Here is a 22404-nt window from a genome sequence, read left to right as displayed (position 1 = left end):
ATCAGGTGAATATGTTGGAAGATAAAGCAAATGACAGCCAAAAGACTCTATTAATGACTTTGTTTTGGGAGTTTGGGAATGTTCAAAAAAGTGTGTCAAACCGCATTTTTAATTCAACTCAATTTTCAATCTGCCGGGAAAGAAGATATCAAGTTGAGATATAGTTAAAGCCCAATTAACGCGAATTCTGGATTAAAGGAGAATAGAAAAGGCAGAAAACATGATAAACTCAGCAGTTATAAAAAAATAGATGAGGTTACCCTGTTTTCTGCCTTTTCTATTCTCCTTTAATCCAGAATTCGCGTGAGAAAAAGGTCTATCATTGAGACTGTTTTTGGTTACCTAAAAAATAGACTAGAAATTGAACACACTCGCCATAGATCCCCTGTTGATTTCTTGGTTCATATCTTTTCTACTCTCATCTCCTATTCCATCAAATCCAAAAAGCCTTCTATTTCCTATACTTCCTTCCTTAATCCAGAATTCGCGTTTTAAAGGAGTACTATTAAAATCTTCTCAATAAAGAAAAAGCGGCAAGGAGCGAACCAAAAGCGATAAGAAAGGGTCCAAACCAGATTATAGACATTCCAGGTTTATAGTGCACTTTAGCTGCAATTTTGCTCTTACTCCTATCAATTTCTCCAATTACAACATAAATATCAGAAAATAAATTGTGGTAGATACTGCTTTCAACATTTTTCTGACCTTCCGCAAGGTAAAATCTATATTCAGGAGTTACTTCACCTAATATCTTATTATTCAGCAAATTCCTGATATCCATTGTACCCCTCACTGCATGGAAATTTTTTTCTTTTATTAGCTCAATATTTCGTAAAGTAACTTTAAATTTATTGACTGTTATGCTATCCCCTATTTTTAAGTAATTTTCTTTTTTCTCCTGCCAACCAACTGAATAAGTTATACCAAACACTAGAATTGCCACTCCAGCATGAGCAAGCATCATTGCATAGTAGGACTTAGAAACTCTTCTTGCTAATAAAATTGATTCACCAAATGCTACCTTAAATAAACGAATTCTTTTACTGTATGCTTCTAAAACAAAGATTAATAATGCTATGGAGATAGTAATTGATAGCACAATTATTAGCTCCATGTGAAAAATAAACGGCAAAATAGCTGCAGCACTACAAAATGAAAATCTATATTCACGGAATATTGGCAATAGACTATTTCCCTGCCAACTGCAGTATTGCCCAATTATCGTGAGGGCTAGAATAGCCAGTGCAATAGGATTAAATAAAGAATTGTAATATGGTACTCCAACTGAAATTAATTCACCGGTTAAATATTCGAGCACTGTAGGGTATAAAGTGCCAACGAACACAATGAAAAAGGCAGTGATGAATAATAAATTGTTCATCAGCATCATCGTAAGGCGTGAAAAGAATCTTCTACCCTCTGTCACTTGAGTAGCAGGTTTCTTTTCAGATTCCAGTGTCAAGCATTGGAATGACATCGCAGACGTGTGATTTTTTCTCGTAAATACTACAAATATTACTAAGCTACTGACTGTAATTACACCAAGTAGAGCTAATATATACAGTCCATACCTTGGGTCATCTGCAAACGTGTGCACTGAGGTAAGTATTCCTGAGCGGACTAGAAATGTTCCAGTCACACTCAATATAAAAGTTGTGAGCGTAAGTAAAATAGCAAAATTCCTTAAAGTATTGAAATTTCGTACAACGAGCAACAAATGTGTCAGCGCTACTGCAATTAGCCACGGCATCAAAGAAACGTTTTCCACTGGATCCCAAAACCAAAATCCACCCCACCCAAGTTCGCGATATGCCCACCAGCTACCCAAGCTGATGCCCAAAGTGAGCAGCGACCAAGAAATAAGTACCCAAGGCCTGACAATTTTAGCCCAAACATTTCCTTCAGTATTTAAAATTAATCCAGCTATAGAGAGCGAAAAAGGAACGCTAAATCCAAGGTACCCCAAATATAATATCGGTGGATGAATAGCAAGGCCTATATCCTGCAATATCGGATTAAAACCCAATCCATCTGTTTCAATGCCTGGCATTTTAGTGAAGGGGCTGGATTCAATTAAAGTGAACAGCAAAAAACAAAAGCAAATCAGCCCATGAGTGATAAGAGATATTTTTTTTAATTTACTACCATTAGTTCGTTCTGGTGTCATTCCAGTGCTTGACACTGGAATCCAGTTTTTATTACACTGCCATTTGATGTACTCATTTGCAATTAAATTATCTGGATCCCAGTGTCTGGGCACTGGGATGACAGAAGGTATATAAATATCCATTAGTAATAAATACATGACAAGCACTAATGCCCAAAGCAACATGGACCCTTCTTTATTTCCCCAAACACCACAAATCTTATAGATCAAAGGTTTTGTTGTGTGTGAGTGGTAATATACGTTTTCGAGTGAGAAATCATTTGTAATGTGGCAGTAGATCAAAATAGCCATTGACGCTGATACACAAAAAAATATGGCAGTGGTAATAAACCGACAAGAACTAAGCGGTAAAAACAAATATGTCAAAGACAATAAGCAGGCTACCAATAGCAATATATTCCCAAATTCAGGCATAAAAAATTATAATTTTTATATAAACAATATTACTGATGACAAGTTAGAAGTTAAAGTGTTAATTGATGCTAGCATAATGCTCCCGTAGTTAGCTGTGCTAGTATTAATTAAAAATTAAATATTAAATCTTTATACTTTTATAGATAGCGTTAATATTGAGGTAACATTGTGGGTACAACTAAGATTAGTAAATTTCCATTCAATATAAAAGGTAAAGTGGCAAAACAACATGCCGAACCAATAATCGAAAAAAATCTCTATACTATTTTAGGATTCAAAGATATAGAAGATTTTGAAAATAAGACAAGTAAACTTGTTAATAAAAAAGTTTGGCAATCATTTGTTGACTGCTTTGCAAAAGAAATAGATTATGCAGCAACTGAAGAAGTTGTAAAAAACATCGTTTGTAACATTGCAAAGAGTGATCAAGGTAATGCTTTTACCAAAACTGAACATCTCATATTAAATGAAAAGCAAGATAATAAAAAGAGAGAAAAAGCGATTAGAAAAGCTATTAGTATTTTGAGAAAAATCAATCCAGAAAAAGCCTTTAATGAACTTTCAGTAATAAAAAAACAAGCTGAAGATTTTTTACAAACCGATTTTTGTAAAGCACAGAGTAAATCACTTCAAGGATTTGCTCCCTCTGGTGGACAGCTCTTTGCGGAAACTCTGAAATATATAGAAACACTAGAAAGATTATCCGAAGTAAAAAAAGAAGGGCTAGTTAAAGATTTCTTGTTAAATCATGTTAGTTTATTGAATAAAAAGCATCCTAAATCACAAGGTAAAAGGGAAGATGCTATAACAATACTATCAAGTGATGAGTTGAAGAATTTTTACAATAAAGGTGTAGAAAAAGGAATATTACAACCAATGGCATCTTACAAAGGATGCAGAAACCTGTATGACAAAATGAACCAGATAAAAAATGAATCCAAAAGTATAATTAGAAGAGAAGAACGGGAAGAAAATTTAAAGAAAATAGATAAGTCGATAATCAGCGCAATTAATGACATAAAAAAACATAGAGAAGCAATCCTTAACTGCAAAGACTTTCAAAGTTCTTACATAAAAGAGAAAAAAGAACATCCATTTAGAGGCAACGCATGTCAAAAAATGATTGATATATATCAAGAGAGAATTGTTGGATATCAGGAGAAAATTCGTCAAAACTTAAACCAAATAAAAGTGATATTAAAAAGTGCGCCGCAAGAAATGGATGATGTGGAAGAATTCGAGGAAATAATTGATGATATACATGAAGCAAAGCAGTGTGATGAAATTTTTGATTCAGCTTTAATTTGTTTATCGAACATACAGAATGAGCTAGATATTCAGCTGGAAAATCCTTCAACAGAACTCAGAGTTTCACACATTAACGTTAAAACTGAGCTAACTAACGCGAATTCTGGATTAAAGGAGAATAGAAAAGGCAGAAAACAGGGTAAACTCAGCAGTTATAAAAAAATAGATGAGGTTACCCATGGAAGATATAACAAAACTGTTTTGTTTGGTCGATGATTTTTGCAGAGATATAGAGAAAAATTTTGCAGGCAAACTACTGCCAAATGGTAAAAAACCCACAAGAACAACGGAAATTGAGCACTCTGAAATCATGACAATAATCCTGCTATATCAACAATCTCCGTGTAAAAATTTCAAAACTTTCTATCTACATTACCTAACGTTGCTCTACAAATCAGAGTTTCCAAAGTTGCCTTCATATACCAGGTTTGTTGCTCTAAAGCCTAGGGTTTTGTGGCATTTAGCAATGTTGTTGCATTGGCTTTGTGGACAGTCAGAAAACACTGGAATTTCATATATAGACACAACTCCCATTGCAGTTTGTCATGCAAAAAGAATATCCAAAAACAAAGTTTTTGCTGGAATTGCAAAATTAAGCAAGAGTACTTACGGCTGGTTTTTTGGTTTCAAATTACATATGGTAATCAATGAAAATGGTGAAATTCATGCACTTACGCTAACAAAAGGCAATGTTGATGATAGGATACCTGTGCCAAATTTGACGGAAAAATTAACCGGCCTTTTGTTTGGTGACAAAGGTTATATTGCAAAAGAGCTTTTTCAGAAGCTGTTTGACCGAGGTTTGAAACTTGTTACCAAGGTGAAAAAAGGTATGAAAAATACATTAATTTCGCTAAATGAGAAGATTTTACTGAGAAAAAGGTCTATCATTGAGACTGTTTTTGGTTACCTAAAAAATAGACTAGAAATTGAACACACTCGCCATAGATCCCCTGTTGATTTCTTGGTTCATATCTTTTCTACTCTCATCTCCTATTCCATCAAATCCAAAAAGCCTTCTATTTCCTATACTTCCTTCCTTAATCCAGAATTTGCGTTGATAGAGGAATCAGAAAAGTTGGAACTTTTGCCGAATTTGATGAAAAGGAGTACAAATTTATCACAAGAGTTAAAGTAGGAAGAAAACATGATGTTATAAGCAGGAACAAAGTTATAAGAGAACAAAAATCGGATGGATCAGAGATTTTAGAAGATATAATAGTTAATCTTTATCGTGCACGAGGTAAAGTGGCAGAAAAGCATGATCTACGGCTAATAAAAATCAGAAATAAAATTGGAGATGAAATATGGTTTTTGACAAACTTGTTTGAAATGCCAGCTTATGAAGTAACAGAGCTATATAGGCGCAGATGGATATAGAAGTGTTCTTTAAATTTATAAAGCAAAATCTTGGATATAAGCACTTTTTAAGCCATACTATGAATGGCATGAAGGTGTATATTTACATGATTATTATTACGGCTTTGTTATTTCTTGTTTATAAAATCAAAAATAATCTACATGGGTTCAAAATAGCATTACTGCAATTCACATTGGATCTAAATGACTCTTTTATACGTTCGATTGTTTTACTGTCGGGAGGTAATTTACATGCCGTTGATCATCTCATATCACGTTATTTTTGATACTTTCAACACTTATGGGGCGCTGGCCTGACAACCGTCGTCTCGCTGCTTGTTAGCTGGATCTATGCTAAGAGATACCGCGAATGAATCGCGGTATGACGTAGGACTGCTAAGATTAAAGCGACAACATGAGGTTTCTCAGCTCTGGAAATTTCACGTTTAACTGCAAAAATAGATACTTATTTAAAAAATATCCTGTGACTTTCAGTCCTAACTGAAATTCTTGGAATGAGTAGCTGTTTTGTAGGGTATTATTGTATACATCATGCAACATTTGTGGAAAAGGTAGGAGTTTATCTGCATAATAATCTCCTACTTTTTTTGACACTGCTCTACCAGTTTTTGGAGAAATAAATTGCAGATTTTCCTTAACACCTGTTACAGCGCATTTGGATAAGTCTAACTTGAATCCCAATTGCGTAAGAAGCAGAAGCTCTAAGTTAAGATAATGGCTTTGCCAAGACTGATTGTTGTGTTTAATTACATCGATGAAATATCGAAAATTGTCATACAGCATGGCACAGGGTTCACTTTCTGGAAGCACTTTTTCTAAAATAGAGGAGAAAGAAACAATAGTAATGCTTTTTAACCTATCTTGAAAGAAATGATGGAATGGAGATTCGATTAATTCGCACTTAAAAAAACCTAGATTTTCAGGTAACTTAGCACTCCATTCTGCATGTAATAGATTACTTATCTGAAACTTATAATTGCTATTGTTTGTTAGCTTAGTTAATCCCCTGCGCTTTCCATGACTTTTTGTAAACAGAGAAAGAATTAAGTTTTTATCGCCGTATTTTTTAGCAGCTATAATGATGCCTTCATCTTTCCATCTCATTTAGAGTGTATTGACCGTATGATATTATAGGATAGTACACCTAGAGCTTGTAATCCATAAAAATCACTTACTCCGTTACTATTCCAAAGTTTCAAGGCTATGAGAGAGTAAGTTATTGGCTGCCACTCTTCTTCCTGAGCCTCCATGCTGAGCTTTTGGTTTGCTAAATAATTGTTTGAATGATTTTAGTAACCATTACTTTTCCTTATCTGAAATTTTGGATAATTCAGCTTCTAATTCTTCTATCGTCGGTAAAGCTGTTTTTATGTTCTCTGGTAGATTTTCAGTTATTCGATATTCCGCTAATCCTATTGGTTTATTTATGTCTTTGAGTGTATATTTAGCAAGTACATCGTCTTTAGATTTACATAAGATTAACCCTATAGAAGGTTGATCTGTCGAGTGCTTCAGTAAATCATCAACTTGCAGAAAGATAAAAATTCATTTTACCAGCATATTCCGGCTTAAAATCCTTATCTTTTAGTTCAATCACTACGAGGCAACGTAACTTTAAATGATAGAATAATAAATCAATATAAAAGTCTTTATTACCAACATCTAAATGAAATTGTCTACCAACAAATGCAAATCCTTCACCGAGTTCTAACAGAAATTTTTCCATATGCCTTACGAGTCCTTTTTCTACTTCTCTTTCATGAGCATCCTTACCTATACTTAAAAAATCAAAAATATACGGATCTTTTAATGTGTAATGTGCTAGATCGGATTGTGGAGATGGTAATTTTTCTTTAAAATTAGTTATTGCTTTTCCTTGACGTTTATGTAGTCCAAGTTCTATCTGCATCACCATAATGTTACGTGACCAGCCATGTTCAATAGCTTTTTTTACATAAAATAATCTTATTTCATGACTTTCTATTTTTTCCAAAAGAGTGATATTGTGATACCAAGTTAATTGTGCAAGAGGCTCCTGCACAAATTCAACATCAGGATATTCTTCGGCAAACTTACGCATATACTTCAGATTTCTCGTGCTAAAGCCTTTCATTTCTGGAAATGTACTTCTCAAATCCTTACTTAATTGATCAATTACCTTAGCTCCCAGGTATGTTCTTTTTGGCGTTTTAGGATCTCTGTACCAATATGGTGGTAAAGCAAAATAAGCTTACTATTTACTGCAAGTGCTGCCTTATAACGATTTGTTGCAATACGATCTTTCAACTGCTCTAAAAGTTCTGTATATTCTTTTCCTATAATTTTTGTCATACGGTCCCTTTTAATCCATTATACAATTCTTTGTCTGTCGAGAAGACAATCTTTCGCTTGCCTGCAACTTTGAAGGGATTCCTTATTGACTTCAAAGTTGTCCATCAACTAAAATATATTGACTTTATGTGCAATATTAGCTTTAAACCAGTAAAACAAGCTGCTTAACATATGCGTTTTTTCTATTCTAATTATATTCTTTTTTTGTCTTTATGTTGTTTTCTGCTTTTTTCGTTACCTTCAACAAAAGCCCAAACGAATGATACGTCAGTTGTTCCTATACCACAAAGGAAAAAAGAATTGGTTGAGCACACTGTTGTAGCACAACCGAGGCAAATTATCGAAATGCAAGAAGAAGTCATTATTAACGAGGGTAAAGAATTCATTCCAATTCCAAAAAGAAAAAAAAGTGTAGAGAAAAAACTAAGAAGGGATGTTAGAGGGGCAAAAAATGAAATAGGAAACGAAAAAAGCGTTGAGAGCAAAAAGGATGAATTAGTTGTAACAGAAATTATTAACTCTATAAGAGACAAGCTCACAAAATGCTGGAGCATTCCTGAAAGCATAGCTTACAAAGAAAATTTTAATATAAAAATTAACTTATTGTTATCCAGTCAAGGCGAGATAATTATGGCGGATGTAGCAGACAATGATTCCTATCGAAATAATCCACTTTTCAGGTCGATAGCAGATAACGCAATGCGTGCAGTATATAAATGTAGCCCATTAACCGGCTTGCCTACTCAGCACCACCACATTTGGCGTGAAGTAACACTAGACTTTATTCTATAGCTAAAGTAATTCTATAATTTAATAAGCCCACTGTATCCGTTCAGGATAGCAGCAAGGTAGTATAACCATAGAGTAAAAGTGAGTTTACAACAAATGGTGTCATCCCAGTGCTTGACACTGGGATCCAGTTTTCTTTACAAATTCACCAAAAGTGCTTCATTTTATAACGCAAAACCCATACTCACCAAACCCAATGCATTACTTGCAATTAAGTTTCCTGGATTCCAGTGTCTGGGCACTGGGATGACATTATACGGTTCTTGGATGCAAAGAAGAGTGAGAAAAACTCTATAGTTAGCAAACTTTCAATCAGAAACAGCCAAAGATCTCTCTAAGATGTCAGTTTCTTTTGTATCTTCAACTTTACCGTCCTGGTCGAATGAAATTTGCAGAGACTTACTACTATACTTCCTTTTTCCTAAAAAATTGGCTTGTTTAATTTTATATGAGACATAGTACCAAACATTGTCATCGAACTTTGATACTAATGTTGGTGATCCTAAAGTGTGAACCACTTTTTCTTTATCGTCACCTACTTTTATCTTGCTCCACAATTCAACACTAATGCCAGGAGCTCCGTGATTGTGAATAGTGTGAGTGCAGCTCACTGTAAATAATAAAATAAAAGATATTAATACTCGCATTTCTGTTGATAAATTACTTGAAGCTATAATACACTAATAAATTATCTGCCGTCAAATTTCAAAAAAGTTAAATTGACTGATTCTCAATATCACTTAATATAATATTTACTTTAGAAAATAATAGGTGTCTTATGTCATTGTTAAAAGCAGATCCAATATACAAACCTTTTAATTACCCTTGGGCGTATGATGCGTGGCTGCAGCAACAAAGAATCCATTGGATACCTGAGGAAGTTCCGCTTGCTGATGACGTAAAGGATTGGAAAACTAAACTTTCAAGTGTAGAAAAAAATCTACTAACCCAGATCTTTAGATTTTTTACTCAGGCAGACATTGAAGTAAATAACTGCTACATGAGGCATTATTCAAATATATTTAAGCCAACGGAAATATGCATGATGCTTGCAAGCTTTTCCAATATGGAAACTATACACATTGCAGCTTATTCTTATCTTTTAGACACAATTGGCATGCCAGAAAGCGAGTATCAAGCATTCTTAAAGTATGATGCTATGAGAAAGAAGTATGAATACATGTTAGAATTCGAGGAAAGCAAAAAACACGATAAAAAACATGTAGCTAAAACTCTAGCGGTGTTTGGTGCATTTACCGAGGGGTTGCAGTTATTCGCATCATTTGCAATTTTGCTCAATTTTCAACGCTTTGGAAAAATGAAAGGCATGGGACAAATAATTGCCTGGTCAGCACGTGATGAAACTTTGCACACCAATTCAATTATCATGTTGTTTAATACATTTATTAAAGAGAATAATGAAATTTGGGACGACGAGTTTAAAGAGGAATTATATTCTGCATGTTGCACCATCGTTGAACTTGAGGATGAATTCATAAAGCTTGCTTTTGATTTCGGAGACGTTGAAGGACTATCCGCAGAAGAAGTGCGCAATTACATACGCTACGTAGCAAACAGACGGTTAATGCAATTAGGTCTTGAGTCCATATATGATGTTAATGATAATCCTATTCCGTGGCTTGATGAAATACTAAATGGCGTGGAACATACGAATTTCTTTGAAAATAGAGTAACAGAGTATAGCCGTGCAGCAACTCAAGGCACATGGGAGGAGGCTTTTACTGAAAACGACACGAATAATAAGTGAGTGCTAATTTCACTCTTCTTTGTCATTCCAGTGTCAGCTACTTTCATTACACCATTTGCTGTGCAGTTTAGACAGTTTTGCTTTACTTAACAACTAACTTACCATATATATGTCCATAGGACATTGGTATATAAGAACGTGCTACAACTATTAATCTTACTCACGGTCATCACTTCAGTTGCATTCTTTGGTCATTTAGTTCCAATGGAAGCAAAAACCTTCTTGTACTCAACGAGCCTGAGTATAAAAGAGGTTTTGCTATTTATAATGCCTTTTATTATTTTTGCGTTAATCTTTAGCAGTGTTAACAATCTTAAGCAGTCAGCTATAAAGTTCATATTGTTACTTATTATAATGATCTTCTTGTCAAATCTGGCTTCAAGTTTAATAGCTTATTCTGTTGGGCATTTTATCATACAAAACACTCATTCAATACAAGATATAACGTATGAAGAAACAATTGTTCCCTTATGGTCGTTTAGGCTGCCTGCATTGCTTTCTAATTTTTATGCCCTTGCCTGTGGATTTGTGTCCAGCATAGTAGTGTCCACACTGCTACCCAAGAAAAGCAAAGAGCTTTCGAACAAAATGTTAGATTTAACTCTCTTTATTTTGAAGACGTTTTTGACGCCGATTATTCCAATATTTGTACTTGGGCTTGCTTTAAAAATGCAGCATGATCAAGTTTTATCTATAATATTTAAGGATTACTCAATAATTTTCATTATTATAGCATCTGCAACCTACCTTTATGTTTTCCTCTTATATGGAGTAGCAAATTCATTCAAGATCACAAGCTGGATAGCTAGTATAGGCAATATGATACCGGCATTTATTACTGCAATGAGCACAATGTCTAGTAATGCAACTATGCCACTTACTCTTGAAGGAAGTAAAAAAAATGTAAAGCAACCTGACATAGCATCGTCTGTTGTACCAATAACTGCTAGCTTTCATTTAGTAGGTGATTGCTTTTTTATCATAATATTATCAATGATAATTGCCTCCGGTTATTCATTGTTCACAATAGATTATGTAACTTTTCTTCTCTATTTTTTGTTATTTAAGTTTGCTATCGTGGCAGTGCCTGCAGGAGGAATTATGGTAATGCTACCTATTCTTGAGAAATATCTCAAATTCTCTCCAGAAATGCTTTCGTTAATTACAGCATTGTATATAGTGTTTGATCCAATAATCACTTCAGCAAATGTTATGGGTAATGGTGCCTTTACTATGATGTTTGCAAAACCCTATGATAAGCTTAAGTAATGTCTATTTTAGCGATTGATACTGTAGGTATTGGTAGTTCAATAGCAATAGTTGATTATGATGGTAATTGTTTTGTAGAGCGCAATTCCACCAGCAATAGTCATGCAGAATCATTTTTTAAAACTTTAAATACTTTATTTAATAAGCACAATTATAACTACGATAAAATAGACCATTTAGCGGTAGTAGTTGGACCAGGAAGTTTTACTGGAATTAGAGTTGGTATATCAGCTGCACAAGGTATAAATCTTGCTACAAATAAGCCGTTATACGGAGTTAATGCACTGGAAGTTCAAGCCTATGCGATATCTTTGCTTTGTACAAATAGCAAAAAAAATATCAGAGCTATAATCAAAAATGCTCAAGGGTTTTATACGCAGTTATTTGATTTCAATTTATTGCCGCTGTCTGGTCCAACTGCAGCATGTGACCCTGGTCACGCTACAAGCAGTACACATATGGATTGCAATTTAAATGCTAGCCATGCAGGGCTATTAGTTCATTATAGACTGAAGAACAAGCAAAAATTAAATGAAGTTGAAGCTCTATATTTAAATGAGCCTCAGTATATGAAATTGCTATAGACTATTTTTTTTGCATACACGCAATTTGGCTAAGCTTGTGCATCTGGTTTACTATCTCTTGAGCTACTTCTTTTATACTCATATTTGAATTTTCTATCTCTATAGCACTCGGTGGTGTAAATAAATTGTTAATCCTACATTGCTCTATCATGCTATTTAGATTAATCACCTTCCTATTTTTTCTTTGCCTTTTTAATGCAATACGCTTTTGTAATGTCGGTAGATCACACCTAAGTACCACAGGAAGGATTTCTGTGTTCATTTTTTTACTAAGCCTTACTATTGAATCATACATCCTCATGTTCTGGTCATTATTTTCCATCAACTCATCAATAAATATGTAATTTTTTGAGTGAATCGGATAATTTTCTATTACCTGAAGCATAATTTGCATAATGCCATATATTCTATCTTGAACTTCTTTAGGTATTTGATCACGTTCAAAGACACTATCGTATATAGAGCAAGCTTGAACATTGTTATAGAACTTACTATTTACAATTAATGCGTTTATCATATTAGATAATTCTATTGCTGTGGAAAGTTTACCACTTCCCGAAAGACCAGAGAGATATATGAAAAATCCTGCTGGCTGTTTTTTTGTGTTAATATTTACCATATTATTTTCAATCTTGAAACTTACATTTATAATAACATAAAAATGAAGCTTTAAAACATATGAAATATTATATAGAAAATTATTTTTGTAGTTAAGATATTATGTAATTTAAAAACATAAATTCTGTATATAAACTCTATAATAACGATAACTATTTTTAAGCAAGCTACAACACAAAAGTGTTTGGTATTCAGAAAGCAAGACAGAGTGGCATAGACTTATTAGTTTACTACAAGTCTCTTTTCGCGTATAAACCTTCAGAAGATTCTAACAGAGGATTGTGTTGTTAACAAAGAGCAGAGTAAAAAGGGATCTAGTCTATGCCTATCAGATTTTGTCCTACCTTAAGTTCGATGATCATACATATACTCACCTTTCAGTGCGTTCTGAAGATCAAAAGTCGTTTTATATTTATCCGTTTGGTATGCGTTTTGATGAAGTAGATGAACGTTCGTTAATGAAAGTATCATTTGATGGAGATGTAATTGAAGGCAAAGAATATCAATATAATAGAACTGGCTATATAATTCATGGTTTTGTTTATCAAGCAAGGAAAGATATTCAAGCAATTTTTCACTTGCATACACCTTCTATTGTAGCGGTTTCTTCTCTCAAAGATGTGCTGCTTCCTATAAGTCAATGGGCACTGCACTTTTACAATAAAATCTCTTACCATAATTATAATTCCCTAGCACTTAGCGATACAGAAGGAAAGAGGTTAATAGCTGATCTGAAAGAAAATTTTGTCATGTTAATGCGTAATCATGGATCTATAACGTGTGGTCGGACTATACAAGAAGCAATGTTTTACACGTATCATTTAGAACAAGCGTGCAAAACTCAATGTTTAACGTTAGCAATGAATAAGGAGTTATCAATTCCAAGTGAAGAAATTTGCTCAAAAGCTGTAAAGGATCTCCTATCTTTTGAAAGCAATCTTGGTGAGAGGGATTGGCACGCATGGGTTAGACTAATTAAAAGTAAGTTGTAAGAGACTTTCGCACTACTATCTGTTATCCAAGTAGCGCCTTCTCCCGTCATCCAAGTAGCTGACACTGGTTCCTTTATGAAGGTTGTAAGTTGGAAATGTGATATAAAAGAAGCAAGAAGGAAGATAACTCTATAAAAATGTGATTATCGCAGGCTTGAGCGACCGTAAGACGGTAGTATTATAACATACGTAGATATCAAGGTCTATTCTTTGAGACGTTTGAATAGTTGCTTGGGACATATATATGCACCCGTTTACAATCTTAAATTTTAACTTAAACTCTCGAGGTTTTTTATGGTTACATCTTATCAAAATTTTATTGGCATTAATATCGGAAAACTTGAATTTGTTACTGCAGTTAATGAACAAAAAGGTGTCACCAAATTTGACCTTACCCAGAAAAAGTAGAGAGAAAGTTAAGACGTTTTTGGAGTAAAATAAAACGTTTTTTCAAAATATGACAAATAGAAGAGAATATACAGCAGAATTCAAATTAGAAGCTGTTAAGCTGGTTAAAGAAACAGGTCAAGCAAGTACAAAAATAGCAAAAGATCTAGGTATAGATGGCAGTATGTTAAGTAAGAAAATATGATGAAAAAATGTCTGGAGCATACGCATTTCCAGGCAAAGGCTCCTTATGACAAAGAAAGATTTGATCTAAAAAAAGAACTAACAAGAGAAAGAGACATTTTAAAAAAAGCCCTGGGCAAAGAAAAAGAGTAAAGTATTCTTTTATATAGAAATTGCTATAAAACACAGGAACTATGTAGGGTTTTGTGCTGGTGGTATGGGGTGCTAAGGAAAAAAGCAGTAAAGAATTAGCAAAAGAAGGGCTTCTAGCAGATATTCAAAAAATACATCAAGCTTCTAAATGCAGATATGGAGCCCCTAAAATTCACGCTGAATTAAAAGCTTTAGGCAAAAATTAAAACAGTACAAAGTGTTATGCAAGAAAATGGCATTAAAGCCAAGCTTAGACGAAAGTTCAAAAATAAAAAACAGCAAATAAGCAACCGAGTTGTGGCTCCGAACACATTGGATCAAAATTTTACTACTGATCAGCCAAATAAAGTTTGGGATTACCTACATAAAAACTAAAGAAGGTTGTTGGCGGCAATAATTGACCTATATTCACGCATGGTGGTTAATGAGTAACATGATAATTAGTTATAAGATTCTTTATTGATGGCCGTTGATAAACGCAAACCCGATAAAAATCTGCTGTTACATAGCGATCAAGGGTCACAGTATACCTCTCAAAATTACCAATTTCTATTGAATACAAAAAACATCATTTCCAGCATGAGCCATAAGGGCTGTTGTTACGATAACTCTGTTGCAGAAAAGTTCACTTAAAAGGGAGCTGCTTATTGATACTTCTCGCTCAACAAACCAGAACTGCCATATTTGAATACATAGAAATCTTTTATAACAAATAACGTAGACATTCTACTATTAACTATTGCATTCCTGCACAATTTATTCTTATGATAAAAACGTCTTAACTTTCTCTCTACTTTTTCTGGGTAAGGTCAAATAGAGAATTTTACAAAAATCTATTTTTAACTTACAATCAATTATTACAATTTTAAACCTACAACTTATGTATAACAGACTTATAGTCAAATCTTTTTCAGTATTATGCATCTGTTTATTTGCTTTATACATAACACTGCCAAATTTCTTTGATAATAAGCTTTTTATTTCGAAAAAAAGAATAAACTTAGGCCTTGACCTAAAAGGAGGGGCATCTTTGCTTTTAAACATAGACTTAGACTTCTATTTTAAGGAAAAGCTAAGCATGCTAGCTAACGAAATAAAAGAGACATTGCTAACAAAAAATATTGAATCTAACGTACAAAATAGCGTTATAACTTTAAATAATATTGATGATTATAAAAAAGCATCTGTGTTGATTAATGCGATAAATCCAAATTTAGAGCTAAATAGAAAAGATTCTTCGATTCTCATTTCGTATAAACCCCATTATAAAAATTCTTTGATCAGTGAAGTAGCTGCAGAATCAATAAACAATGTCCAGCGCCGTTTGGACAAACTTGGCACAAAGGAAGTCAGCGTTCAAAAACAAGGGCAGAATAAAATATTAGTGCAGGTGCCTGGAGTAGAAGATACCAAGCAGATAAAATCTCTGCTTGGCAAAACTGCTAAGCTAGCTTTTCATTTGGCAAACACTAACATAGCCAAGGTGCAGGATATAGACCATGAAACCACTGTCATGCTCAAGGATTCTTTAGGTAATTCTTATCCAATATTCCGCAAAACTGAAATAGGTGGTGATTCGCTGGTTAACGCATCAGTTAGATTTGGTCACTTGGGTAAACCAACAGTGCATTTTAAATTTGACAGCATAGCGAGTAAAAGATTCACAAAAATCACTAAAGAAAATGTGGGAAAACCTTTTGCAATTGTTCTGGATAACACAGTCTTAACAATACCTACAATACGTGAGCCAATTTTAAATGGAGAGGGAGAAATTAGCGGTAATTTCACTGAAAAACAAGCAAGCGAACTTGCAATACTTTTAAAATCTGGAGCACTGCCAGCACCACTTAAAATAATTGAAGAAAAAAACATTGGCCCAAGTCTTGGAGAAGAATCAATAAAGGCAGGGGAAATGGCAGCAACAATCTCTATTATAGCCGTGGCTTTATTTATAATCATCACTTACGGCAAATTAGGTGTATTGGCCTCTGTTGCACTTTTTTCTAATGTAGTTCTTATATTATCAATTCTCACTCTGCTTGAAGCAACTCTAACTTTACCTGGAATTGCCGGTATTGCACTTACTGTTGGTATGGCGGTGGATGCAAATGTTTTAATATTTGAGCGAATTCGTGAGGAAATCAAATCTGGCAAGAGAGTGGAACGTGCTATTGAAGAAGGGTTTAAAAACGCTATAAAAACAATACTGGATTCAAATATCACAACACTCATTACTGCAGGAATAATGTTCATTATTGGCAGTGGAGCAATTAGAGGCTTTTCTGTCACTCTATCAATAGGAATTTTATGTTCGATGTTTTCTGCAATCACAGTCACAAAACTCCTGATAGAGTTGTGTATGAACCCGAAGGAACTAGCGCTTTGAATTAAGGATTTAGATCTCAGTTAACCACCTTCATTCCCACAACGTTATATCCTGAATCGACGTGCAAAATTTCTCCAGTAGTGCCACTACTTAAGTCGCTTAATAAGTATAGCGCTGCCTTGCCAACATCCTCTATTGTAACATTGCGTCTGAGCGGAGAATTATTTCTATTCCATTCTGATATGGAGTGAAAATCGCTTATTCCAGAAGATGCTAAAGTTCTGATTGGACCAGCGGAAATTGCATTTACTCTGATATTTTGTGGCCCGAGATCACATGCTATATATTTTACACTTGCTTCAAGTGCCGCTTTAGATAAACCCATAACGTTATAATTTGGCATAACTTTTTCAGCGCCATAATAAGATAAAGTAAGTAAACTACCACCATTTGACATCATTTTTTCAGCCCTTTGCGCTAAAGCAGTAAAAGAATAGCACGATATATGCATTGCATTGAGGAAGTTATTCAGTGAAGTATTGACATATTTACCATCTAACTCATTTTTATCGGAGAATGCTATTGCATGCACCAAAAAGTCAAGAGTACCCCATTTTTTCTCTATTATTTCAAAAGTGTTATCTATGATTTTTTCATTTGAAACGTCACAGTGTAATATTAGCTCCACATTTAATTCATCTGCTATTGGTGATAGTTTTTCTTTTATTATTTCATTCTGGTAGGTGATTGCAAGTTCTGCCCCATGTTCTGAGAGAGCTTTTGCTATACCGTATGCTATTGATCTCTTATTTATTATTCCAGTTATTAACCCCTTTTTGCCTTGTAATAGACTTGTCGTCATAGAACTATCTGTTTTTTTATAATTTGGAGTATTAACTAAGCAAAGTCAATTATGTTTTAAAACATTTTTTGCAGTAACTTGAAGTCTAATACCACTGTTAACAAAAAGGCAGCAATGAGAGTTTCTAACAGCCGTCTATCTTAGATTGCTCCTTATTAAACGAAACAAAGCTTTATTAATTAAATATTATAGTTAATAATTATACTCTTTTGACAAGTAATTAAAATAGTGTTAAACTGCGTGCATAAAATAATTAGTGAGGTTACGATGTTAAGCAGTATTATAAAAGTAAAATTAGAGAAAAACTGTTGTCCTTTTAAAACGCGAATTCTGGATTAAAGGAGAATAGAAAAGGCAGAAAACAGGGTAAACTCAGCAATTATAAAAAAATAGATGAGGTTACCCATGGAAGATATAACAAAACTGTTTTGTTTGGTCGATGATTTTTGCAGAGATATAGAGAAAAATTTTGCAGGCAAACTACTGCCAAATGGTAAAAAACCCACAAGAACAACGGAAATTGAGCACTCTGAAATCATGACAATAATCCTGCTATATCAACAATCTCCGTGTAAAAATTTCAAAACTTTCTATCTACATTACCTAACGTTGCTCTACAAATCAGAGTTTCCAAAGTTGCCTTCATATACCAGGTTTGTTGCTCTAAAGCCTAGGGTTTTGTGGCATTTAGCAATGTTGTTGCATTGGCTTTGTGGACAGTCAGAAAACACTGGAATTTCATATATAGACACAACTCCCATTGCAGTTTGTCATGCAAAAAGAATATCCAAAAACAAAGTTTTTGCTGGAATTGCAAAATTAAGCAAGAGTACTTACGGCTGGTTTTTTGGTTTCAAATTACATATGGTAATCAATGAAAATGGTGAAATTCATGCACTTACGCTAACAAAAGGCAATGTTGATGATAGGATACCTGTGCCAAATTTGACGGAAAAATTAACCGGCCTTTTGTTTGGTGACAAAGGTTATATTGCAAAAGAGCTTTTTCAGAAGCTGTTTGACCGAGGTTTGAAACTTGTTACCAAGGTGAAAAAAGGTATGAAAAATACATTAATTTCGCTAAATGAGAAGATTTTACTGAGAAAAAGGTCTATCATTGAGACTGTTTTTGGTTACCTAAAAAATAGACTAGAAATTGAACACACTCGCCATAGATCCCCTGTTGATTTCTTGGTTCATATCTTTTCTACTCTCATCTCCTATTCCATCAAATCCAAAAAGCCTTCTATTTCCTATACTTCCTTCCTTAATCCAGAATTCGCGTTTATAGCTGCAATGAACCCCTGCAGGTGCGGTTATCTAGGTGATGCAAGCAGATCGTGCAACAAAGCTCCAAAGTGTGGCACAGATTACAAAAACAAAATATCGGGCCCATTGCTTGATAGAATAGACATATGCATTGAAATGCCAAACGTTAGCATACTCTCTCCTGAAATCTCTGTGGAGGGAGAAAGTACTAAAATCATAAGAGAAAGAGTGATAGCAGCAAGAAAAGTTCAAACTGAGCGCTATAGTGAATTAAATATTCGTTGCAATTCAGAAGTAAGCGGTGAAGCATTTAATAAATTTACTGAACCAGATCAGGCAGGGTTAGAATTGCTAAAATACGTACTAAAAGAAAATTACATTTCCAATCGAGACTACACACGTGTATTAAAAGTTGCAAGAACCATTGCAGATCTTGCAAAAAGTGAAGAAGTAAAAAGAGCACACATTGCTGAAGCGCTGAATTACAGAATAAGGATATATTAAAACATTAGTTTACTTGACAGATAATTTATTTCACTATATACTGCCCTTAATGAAATTTTAACATTCTATTTAAGGAGTAGAGTTATGACATTAACAAATTATGAGTATGAAGAAGGGGATAGCATTTTTTATGCTACTTCAGAAGGATATAAACAAGCTGGTAATGAACACTGGGGAGTTACAGGTGCTGCTGGTGGGTTTGGTCAGTATATTAAGAATAATAAGTTAAGAACAGCATTATTTCCGCTTGCATTTGCAAGTATTGTCTTTACAGCAATGCATATGAAAGCAGGCTTTGTTAGTGCAGCAGAAGCTTCTGGGTTTCTTGCTAAGACTGCCAGTTACTTTGTTGGGACAAATCAAGCAATAGCTGCTTCATTACCTGGATTTATCGGAACAGGTGTTGCTGGTCAGATAGTTGCGGGTGCCATAATGGCAATTGCTGCAGCTGCTGTTCTTTATGGAACATATCAAGTTACCTCAAAATTAAAAGATGTTGCGGTTGAAGCATGTGAAGGAAAAGAAAAAACTGCATAATAACTTCAACAAAACAAAAAGGGATAGGTTTATGTCCCTTTTTATAAACATTTTCTATTTTTTGCATCGGTTAAGTGATGTCATTTAAGAATCTAGTTATTATAATTAACGGCACTTATTAGTATAAATATTAAGAATAAGTAAATCCCGTTTACTGTTTACGCCTATAGAAGTGAAAAGTATTTGCATATTATTAAAAAAGCGGTAACTTACTATCAAGTGAATTCGCTAAATTTGAGTAATTTAAATGTCTATTGATCTTAGTCTGCCGGAGTTACCTATATTACACCCAAGGATTACCGTTGTGGGAGTGGGTGGTGCTGGTGGAAATGCTGTAAATAACATGATCCAATCCAATTTGCAAGGAGTAAATTTTGTTGTCGCAAACACTGATGCTCAAGCGCTGGAAAAGTCGTTATGCGATAAAAAAATTCAACTGGGTATTAACTTAACCAAGGGTCTTGGTGCTGGTGCCTTGCCTGATGTTGGCAAAGGTGCAGCAGAAGAATCAATCGATGAAATTATGGAGCATATAAAAGATAGTCATATGCTTTTCATCACAGCAGGAATGGGTGGTGGTACTGGAACCGGTGCTGCACCGGTAATTGCAAAAGCAGCCAGAGAAGCAAGAGCCGCAGTTAAGGATAGAGCGCCAAAAGAAAAAAAGATATTGACTGTTGGAGTTGTAACTAAACCGTTCGGTTTTGAAGGTGTGCGCCGCATGCGCATTGCAGAGCTTGGACTTGAAGAACTGCAAAAATACGTGGATACACTTATTGTCATTCCAAATCAGAATTTATTTAGAATTGCAAATGAAAAAACTACATTTTCTGATGCATTTAAACTTGCTGATAATGTTCTGCATATTGGCATCAGAGGAGTAACTGACTTGATGGTCATGCCAGGGCTTATTAATCTTGACTTCGCTGATATAGAAACAGTAATGAGCGAGATGGGCAAAGCGATGATCGGCACCGGAGAGGCAGAAGGAGAAGATAGAGCAATTAGTGCTGCGGAAGCTGCAATATCCAATCCATTGCTTGACAATGTATCAATGAAAGGTGCTCAAGGAATATTAATTAACATTACTGGTGGCGGAGATATGACTCTGTTTGAAGTTGATGCTGCAGCCAATAGAGTGCGTGAAGAAGTAGATGAAAATGCAAATATAATATTTGGTGCTACTTTTGATCAAGCGATGGAGGGAAGAGTTAGAGTTTCTGTTCTTGCAACTGGCATTGATGGTCGCAATAATAAATCAGAAACTTCACCTATAAGTCAGAGTGAAGACTCAGAGAAAGAGAAATTTAAGTGGCCCTATAGTCACAGTGAAAGTATGCAAGACAAAACACTGGAAACAAAACCAACTGAACAGGTAAGCGAAGGAGCTAAATGGGGCAGCAATGTTTATGATATACCGGCTTATTTAAGAAGAAAAAAATAATGCAACTTTGGCTACTCAAGTCAGAGCCAAGTGAATATTCATGGCAAAAAATGGAAAAGGAGCAGGTAGTTGAGTGGGATGGCGTGCGCAATTATCAAGCTCAAAATTACATGAAAATTATGAAAGTAAGCGATCTTGCGTTTTTTTATCATACAGGCAAAGAGAAAGCAATACTTGGAATCGTTGAAGTATTTAAAGAGTATTATCATGTTAATGATCACAAGTTCGGATTAGTGAATGTAAAGTTTTTGAAACCTTTAAATAACCAAGTAACGTTAAATAATATAAAACAAAACCCACTTTTGAAAAATATGGCTATATTAAAACAACCACGTTTATCAATTGCCCCAGTTTCGGAAATTGAATGGAATGAAATAATAAGCATGAGTGATGTGTAACACCCTGTCATCCCAGTGCTTGACACTGGAATCTATAGTTCTCCTTTTATGGTCACGCACACAACTGTACAAATGTTGCGATTTGAAAGTAGTCTATGCTAGGAAGGATGTCATCCCAGTGCCCAGACACTGGGATCCAGGAATTTTGATTTTAAATGAGTGCACCAAATGGTTGTATAATAAAAACTGGATTCCAGTGTCAGCTACTTGCATGACACCCTTACTGGTGCGTTACTCATGTTAGAAGTAAATGTTCTTGATGAGAGATGGCGCAGCATTACAGATGATCCAGAGGGTTTTGTATTAAATATTATAAACACTTCTCTAAAAGAATTAAAAATAGACCACTATAAACCAAATATATCAATAGCTCTGGCTGATGATGACTTGCTACATCAACTTAATTTAAAATTTAGAGAAATGGATAAGCCAACTAATGTGCTATCATTTCCGTGTGAACAATTGTCTAATGAGTGCGATTTAGGAGACATAGCAATTTCAATAGACACAATAAAAAGAGAATCGCATGAGTATTGTATACCCATTCTTGCTCACATTGCACACATGTTAGTGCATGGATTACTACATTTACTTGGTTATGATCACCAAAAAAAAGATGAAGAAATTATAATGCAAAATCTAGAAAGAGAGATTTTAGCTTCGCTTGGCTACAATATGTGCGCGATTTAAAAGGAATTTAATAAAAATATAGTAGATGATA

20 protein-coding genes and 6 pseudogenes are annotated in these 22404 nt (G+C 34.4%); 20 read left to right on the top strand and 6 right to left on the bottom strand.

Annotated elements, in window-relative coordinates; genetic code table 11:
• Nucleotides 1-14: 14 nt before the first annotated feature.
• Nucleotides 15-164 (top strand): hypothetical protein, encoded by a 150-nt coding sequence (locus tag OPR17_RS02360; RefSeq protein ID WP_265021956.1) that lies wholly within the window; start codon nt 15-17, stop codon nt 162-164.
• 130 nt (nt 165-294) lie between these two features.
• Nucleotides 295-495, top strand: a pseudogene (locus tag OPR17_RS07400) (transposase); the annotation flags it as partial.
• Nucleotides 496-505: 10 nt separating this feature from the next.
• Here the strand turns inward: OPR17_RS07400 and OPR17_RS02350 are convergent.
• Nucleotides 506-2581 carry a heme lyase CcmF/NrfE family subunit gene (locus tag OPR17_RS02350; protein ID WP_265021955.1) on the bottom strand — a complete coding sequence of 692 codons (2076 nt, stop codon included), beginning with the start codon at nt 2579-2581 and terminating at the stop codon, nt 506-508.
• 168 nt (nt 2582-2749) lie between these two features.
• Between OPR17_RS02350 and OPR17_RS02345 the strand changes: the two genes are divergently transcribed.
• From OPR17_RS02345 to OPR17_RS02335, 3 genes and pseudogenes are all read left to right on the top strand, one after another.
• Nucleotides 2750-4105, top strand: coding sequence for a hypothetical protein (locus tag OPR17_RS02345; protein ID WP_265021954.1), 1356 nt, complete (start codon nt 2750-2752; stop codon nt 4103-4105).
• Nucleotides 4068-4931, top strand: a pseudogene (locus OPR17_RS02340) (IS982 family transposase); the annotation flags it as partial. The gene OPR17_RS02345 and the pseudogene OPR17_RS02340, both read left to right, overlap by 38 nt.
• 8 nt (nt 4932-4939) lie before the next feature.
• Nucleotides 4940-5269 carry a hypothetical protein gene (locus OPR17_RS02335; protein ID WP_320109876.1) on the top strand — a complete coding sequence of 110 codons (330 nt, stop codon included), beginning with the start codon at nt 4940-4942 and terminating at the stop codon, nt 5267-5269.
• Between the two features lie 381 nt (nt 5270-5650).
• On the opposite strand, the gene recO is transcribed toward OPR17_RS02335, so the two are convergent.
• Together recO and OPR17_RS07395 are read right to left on the bottom strand one after the other, a co-directional pair.
• On the bottom strand, nt 5651-6373 hold the full coding sequence (recO, locus tag OPR17_RS02330) for a DNA repair protein RecO (protein ID WP_253303463.1): 723 nt from the start codon (nt 6371-6373) through the stop codon (nt 5651-5653).
• A 195-nt stretch (nt 6374-6568) separates the two neighbouring features.
• A pseudogene (locus OPR17_RS07395) lies at nt 6569-7600 on the bottom strand (PDDEXK nuclease domain-containing protein).
• Between the two features lie 171 nt (nt 7601-7771).
• Here OPR17_RS07395 and OPR17_RS02310 point away from each other — a divergent pair.
• On the top strand, nt 7772-8392 hold the full coding sequence (locus OPR17_RS02310; protein ID WP_265021951.1) for a hypothetical protein: 621 nt from the start codon (nt 7772-7774) through the stop codon (nt 8390-8392).
• 78 nt (nt 8393-8470) lie between these two features.
• Nucleotides 8471-8686 (top strand): hypothetical protein, encoded by a 216-nt coding sequence (locus OPR17_RS07540; RefSeq protein WP_265021950.1) that lies wholly within the window; start codon nt 8471-8473, stop codon nt 8684-8686.
• 11 nt (nt 8687-8697) lie between these two features.
• Here OPR17_RS07540 and OPR17_RS02300 read toward each other — a convergent pair whose 3' ends face one another.
• A complete protein-coding gene (locus tag OPR17_RS02300; protein ID WP_006279908.1) occupies nt 8698-9036 on the bottom strand; it encodes an outer membrane protein assembly factor BamE in 339 nt (112 codons plus the stop codon).
• A gap of 131 nt (nt 9037-9167) precedes the next feature.
• On the opposite strand from OPR17_RS02300, the gene OPR17_RS02295 reads away from it, so the two are divergent.
• The 3 genes from OPR17_RS02295 to tsaB all read left to right on the top strand — a co-directional run bounded on the left by OPR17_RS02295 (nt 9168) and on the right by tsaB (nt 12010).
• Nucleotides 9168-10157 carry a ribonucleotide-diphosphate reductase subunit beta gene (locus tag OPR17_RS02295; RefSeq protein WP_265021949.1) on the top strand — a complete coding sequence of 330 codons (990 nt, stop codon included), beginning with the start codon at nt 9168-9170 and terminating at the stop codon, nt 10155-10157.
• 138 nt (nt 10158-10295) lie between these two features.
• Nucleotides 10296-11426 (top strand): dicarboxylate/amino acid:cation symporter, encoded by a 1131-nt coding sequence (locus tag OPR17_RS02290; protein ID WP_265022143.1) that lies wholly within the window; start codon nt 10296-10298, stop codon nt 11424-11426.
• Entirely contained in the window at nt 11426-12010 is a 585-nt protein-coding gene (gene tsaB, locus OPR17_RS02285; protein WP_265021948.1) for a tRNA (adenosine(37)-N6)-threonylcarbamoyltransferase complex dimerization subunit type 1 TsaB, read from the top strand. The genes OPR17_RS02290 and tsaB overlap by 1 nt, the downstream gene beginning before the upstream one ends.
• A gap of 1 nt (nt 12011) precedes the next feature.
• Here tsaB and OPR17_RS02280 read toward each other — a convergent pair whose 3' ends face one another.
• On the bottom strand, nt 12012-12629 hold the full coding sequence (locus OPR17_RS02280) for an AAA family ATPase (protein WP_320109870.1): 618 nt from the start codon (nt 12627-12629) through the stop codon (nt 12012-12014).
• A 280-nt stretch (nt 12630-12909) separates the two neighbouring features.
• Between OPR17_RS02280 and OPR17_RS02275 the strand changes: the two genes are divergently transcribed.
• From OPR17_RS02275 to secD, 4 genes and pseudogenes are all read left to right on the top strand, one after another.
• Entirely contained in the window at nt 12910-13620 is a 711-nt protein-coding gene (locus OPR17_RS02275; protein WP_265021947.1) for a class II aldolase/adducin family protein, read from the top strand.
• A gap of 294 nt (nt 13621-13914) precedes the next feature.
• Nucleotides 13915-14010, top strand: a pseudogene (locus tag OPR17_RS07385) (IS110 family transposase); the annotation flags it as partial.
• Between the two features lie 67 nt (nt 14011-14077).
• Nucleotides 14078-15059 (top strand): annotated as a pseudogene (locus OPR17_RS07610) (IS3 family transposase).
• Between the two features lie 164 nt (nt 15060-15223).
• Nucleotides 15224-16729: a protein translocase subunit SecD gene (gene secD / locus OPR17_RS02255; RefSeq protein ID WP_265021946.1), complete on the top strand. Its 1506-nt coding sequence runs from the start codon at nt 15224-15226 to the stop codon at nt 16727-16729.
• Between the two features lie 16 nt (nt 16730-16745).
• Here the strand turns inward: secD and OPR17_RS02250 are convergent, their stop codons facing one another.
• Nucleotides 16746-17531, bottom strand: coding sequence for an enoyl-ACP reductase FabI (locus OPR17_RS02250; RefSeq protein WP_265021945.1), 786 nt, complete (start codon nt 17529-17531; stop codon nt 16746-16748).
• A 405-nt stretch (nt 17532-17936) separates the two neighbouring features.
• On the opposite strand from OPR17_RS02250, the pseudogene OPR17_RS07605 reads away from it, so the two are divergent.
• The 6 genes and pseudogenes from OPR17_RS07605 to ybeY all read left to right on the top strand — a co-directional run.
• A pseudogene (locus tag OPR17_RS07605) lies at nt 17937-18800 on the top strand (IS982 family transposase); the annotation flags it as partial.
• 27 nt (nt 18801-18827) lie between these two features.
• Nucleotides 18828-19304 carry a magnesium chelatase subunit ChlI family protein gene (locus tag OPR17_RS07600; RefSeq protein ID WP_265022142.1) on the top strand — a complete coding sequence of 159 codons (477 nt, stop codon included), beginning with the start codon at nt 18828-18830 and terminating at the stop codon, nt 19302-19304.
• Nucleotides 19305-19388: 84 nt separating this feature from the next.
• Nucleotides 19389-19841, top strand: coding sequence for a hypothetical protein (locus OPR17_RS02235; protein ID WP_265021944.1), 453 nt, complete (start codon nt 19389-19391; stop codon nt 19839-19841).
• 247 nt (nt 19842-20088) lie between these two features.
• A complete protein-coding gene (ftsZ, locus tag OPR17_RS02230) occupies nt 20089-21285 on the top strand; it encodes a cell division protein FtsZ (protein ID WP_265021943.1) in 1197 nt (398 codons plus the stop codon).
• Nucleotides 21285-21683 carry an EVE domain-containing protein gene (locus OPR17_RS02225; RefSeq protein ID WP_096616568.1) on the top strand — a complete coding sequence of 133 codons (399 nt, stop codon included), beginning with the start codon at nt 21285-21287 and terminating at the stop codon, nt 21681-21683. Before ftsZ ends, OPR17_RS02225 begins: the two co-directional genes overlap by 1 nt.
• Before the next feature lie 237 nt (nt 21684-21920).
• Nucleotides 21921-22373, top strand: coding sequence for an rRNA maturation RNase YbeY (gene ybeY, locus OPR17_RS02215; protein WP_096616572.1), 453 nt, complete (start codon nt 21921-21923; stop codon nt 22371-22373).
• Nucleotides 22374-22404 lie beyond the last annotated feature (31 nt).

The sequence above is a fragment of the Wolbachia endosymbiont (group A) of Icerya purchasi genome (genome assembly GCF_947251635.1).
Taxonomy (GTDB): domain Bacteria; phylum Pseudomonadota; class Alphaproteobacteria; order Rickettsiales; family Anaplasmataceae; genus Wolbachia; species Wolbachia pipientis.
Note: the sequence above shows the minus strand (reverse complement) of the source record. Positions and strands in the feature narration are given on the sequence as shown.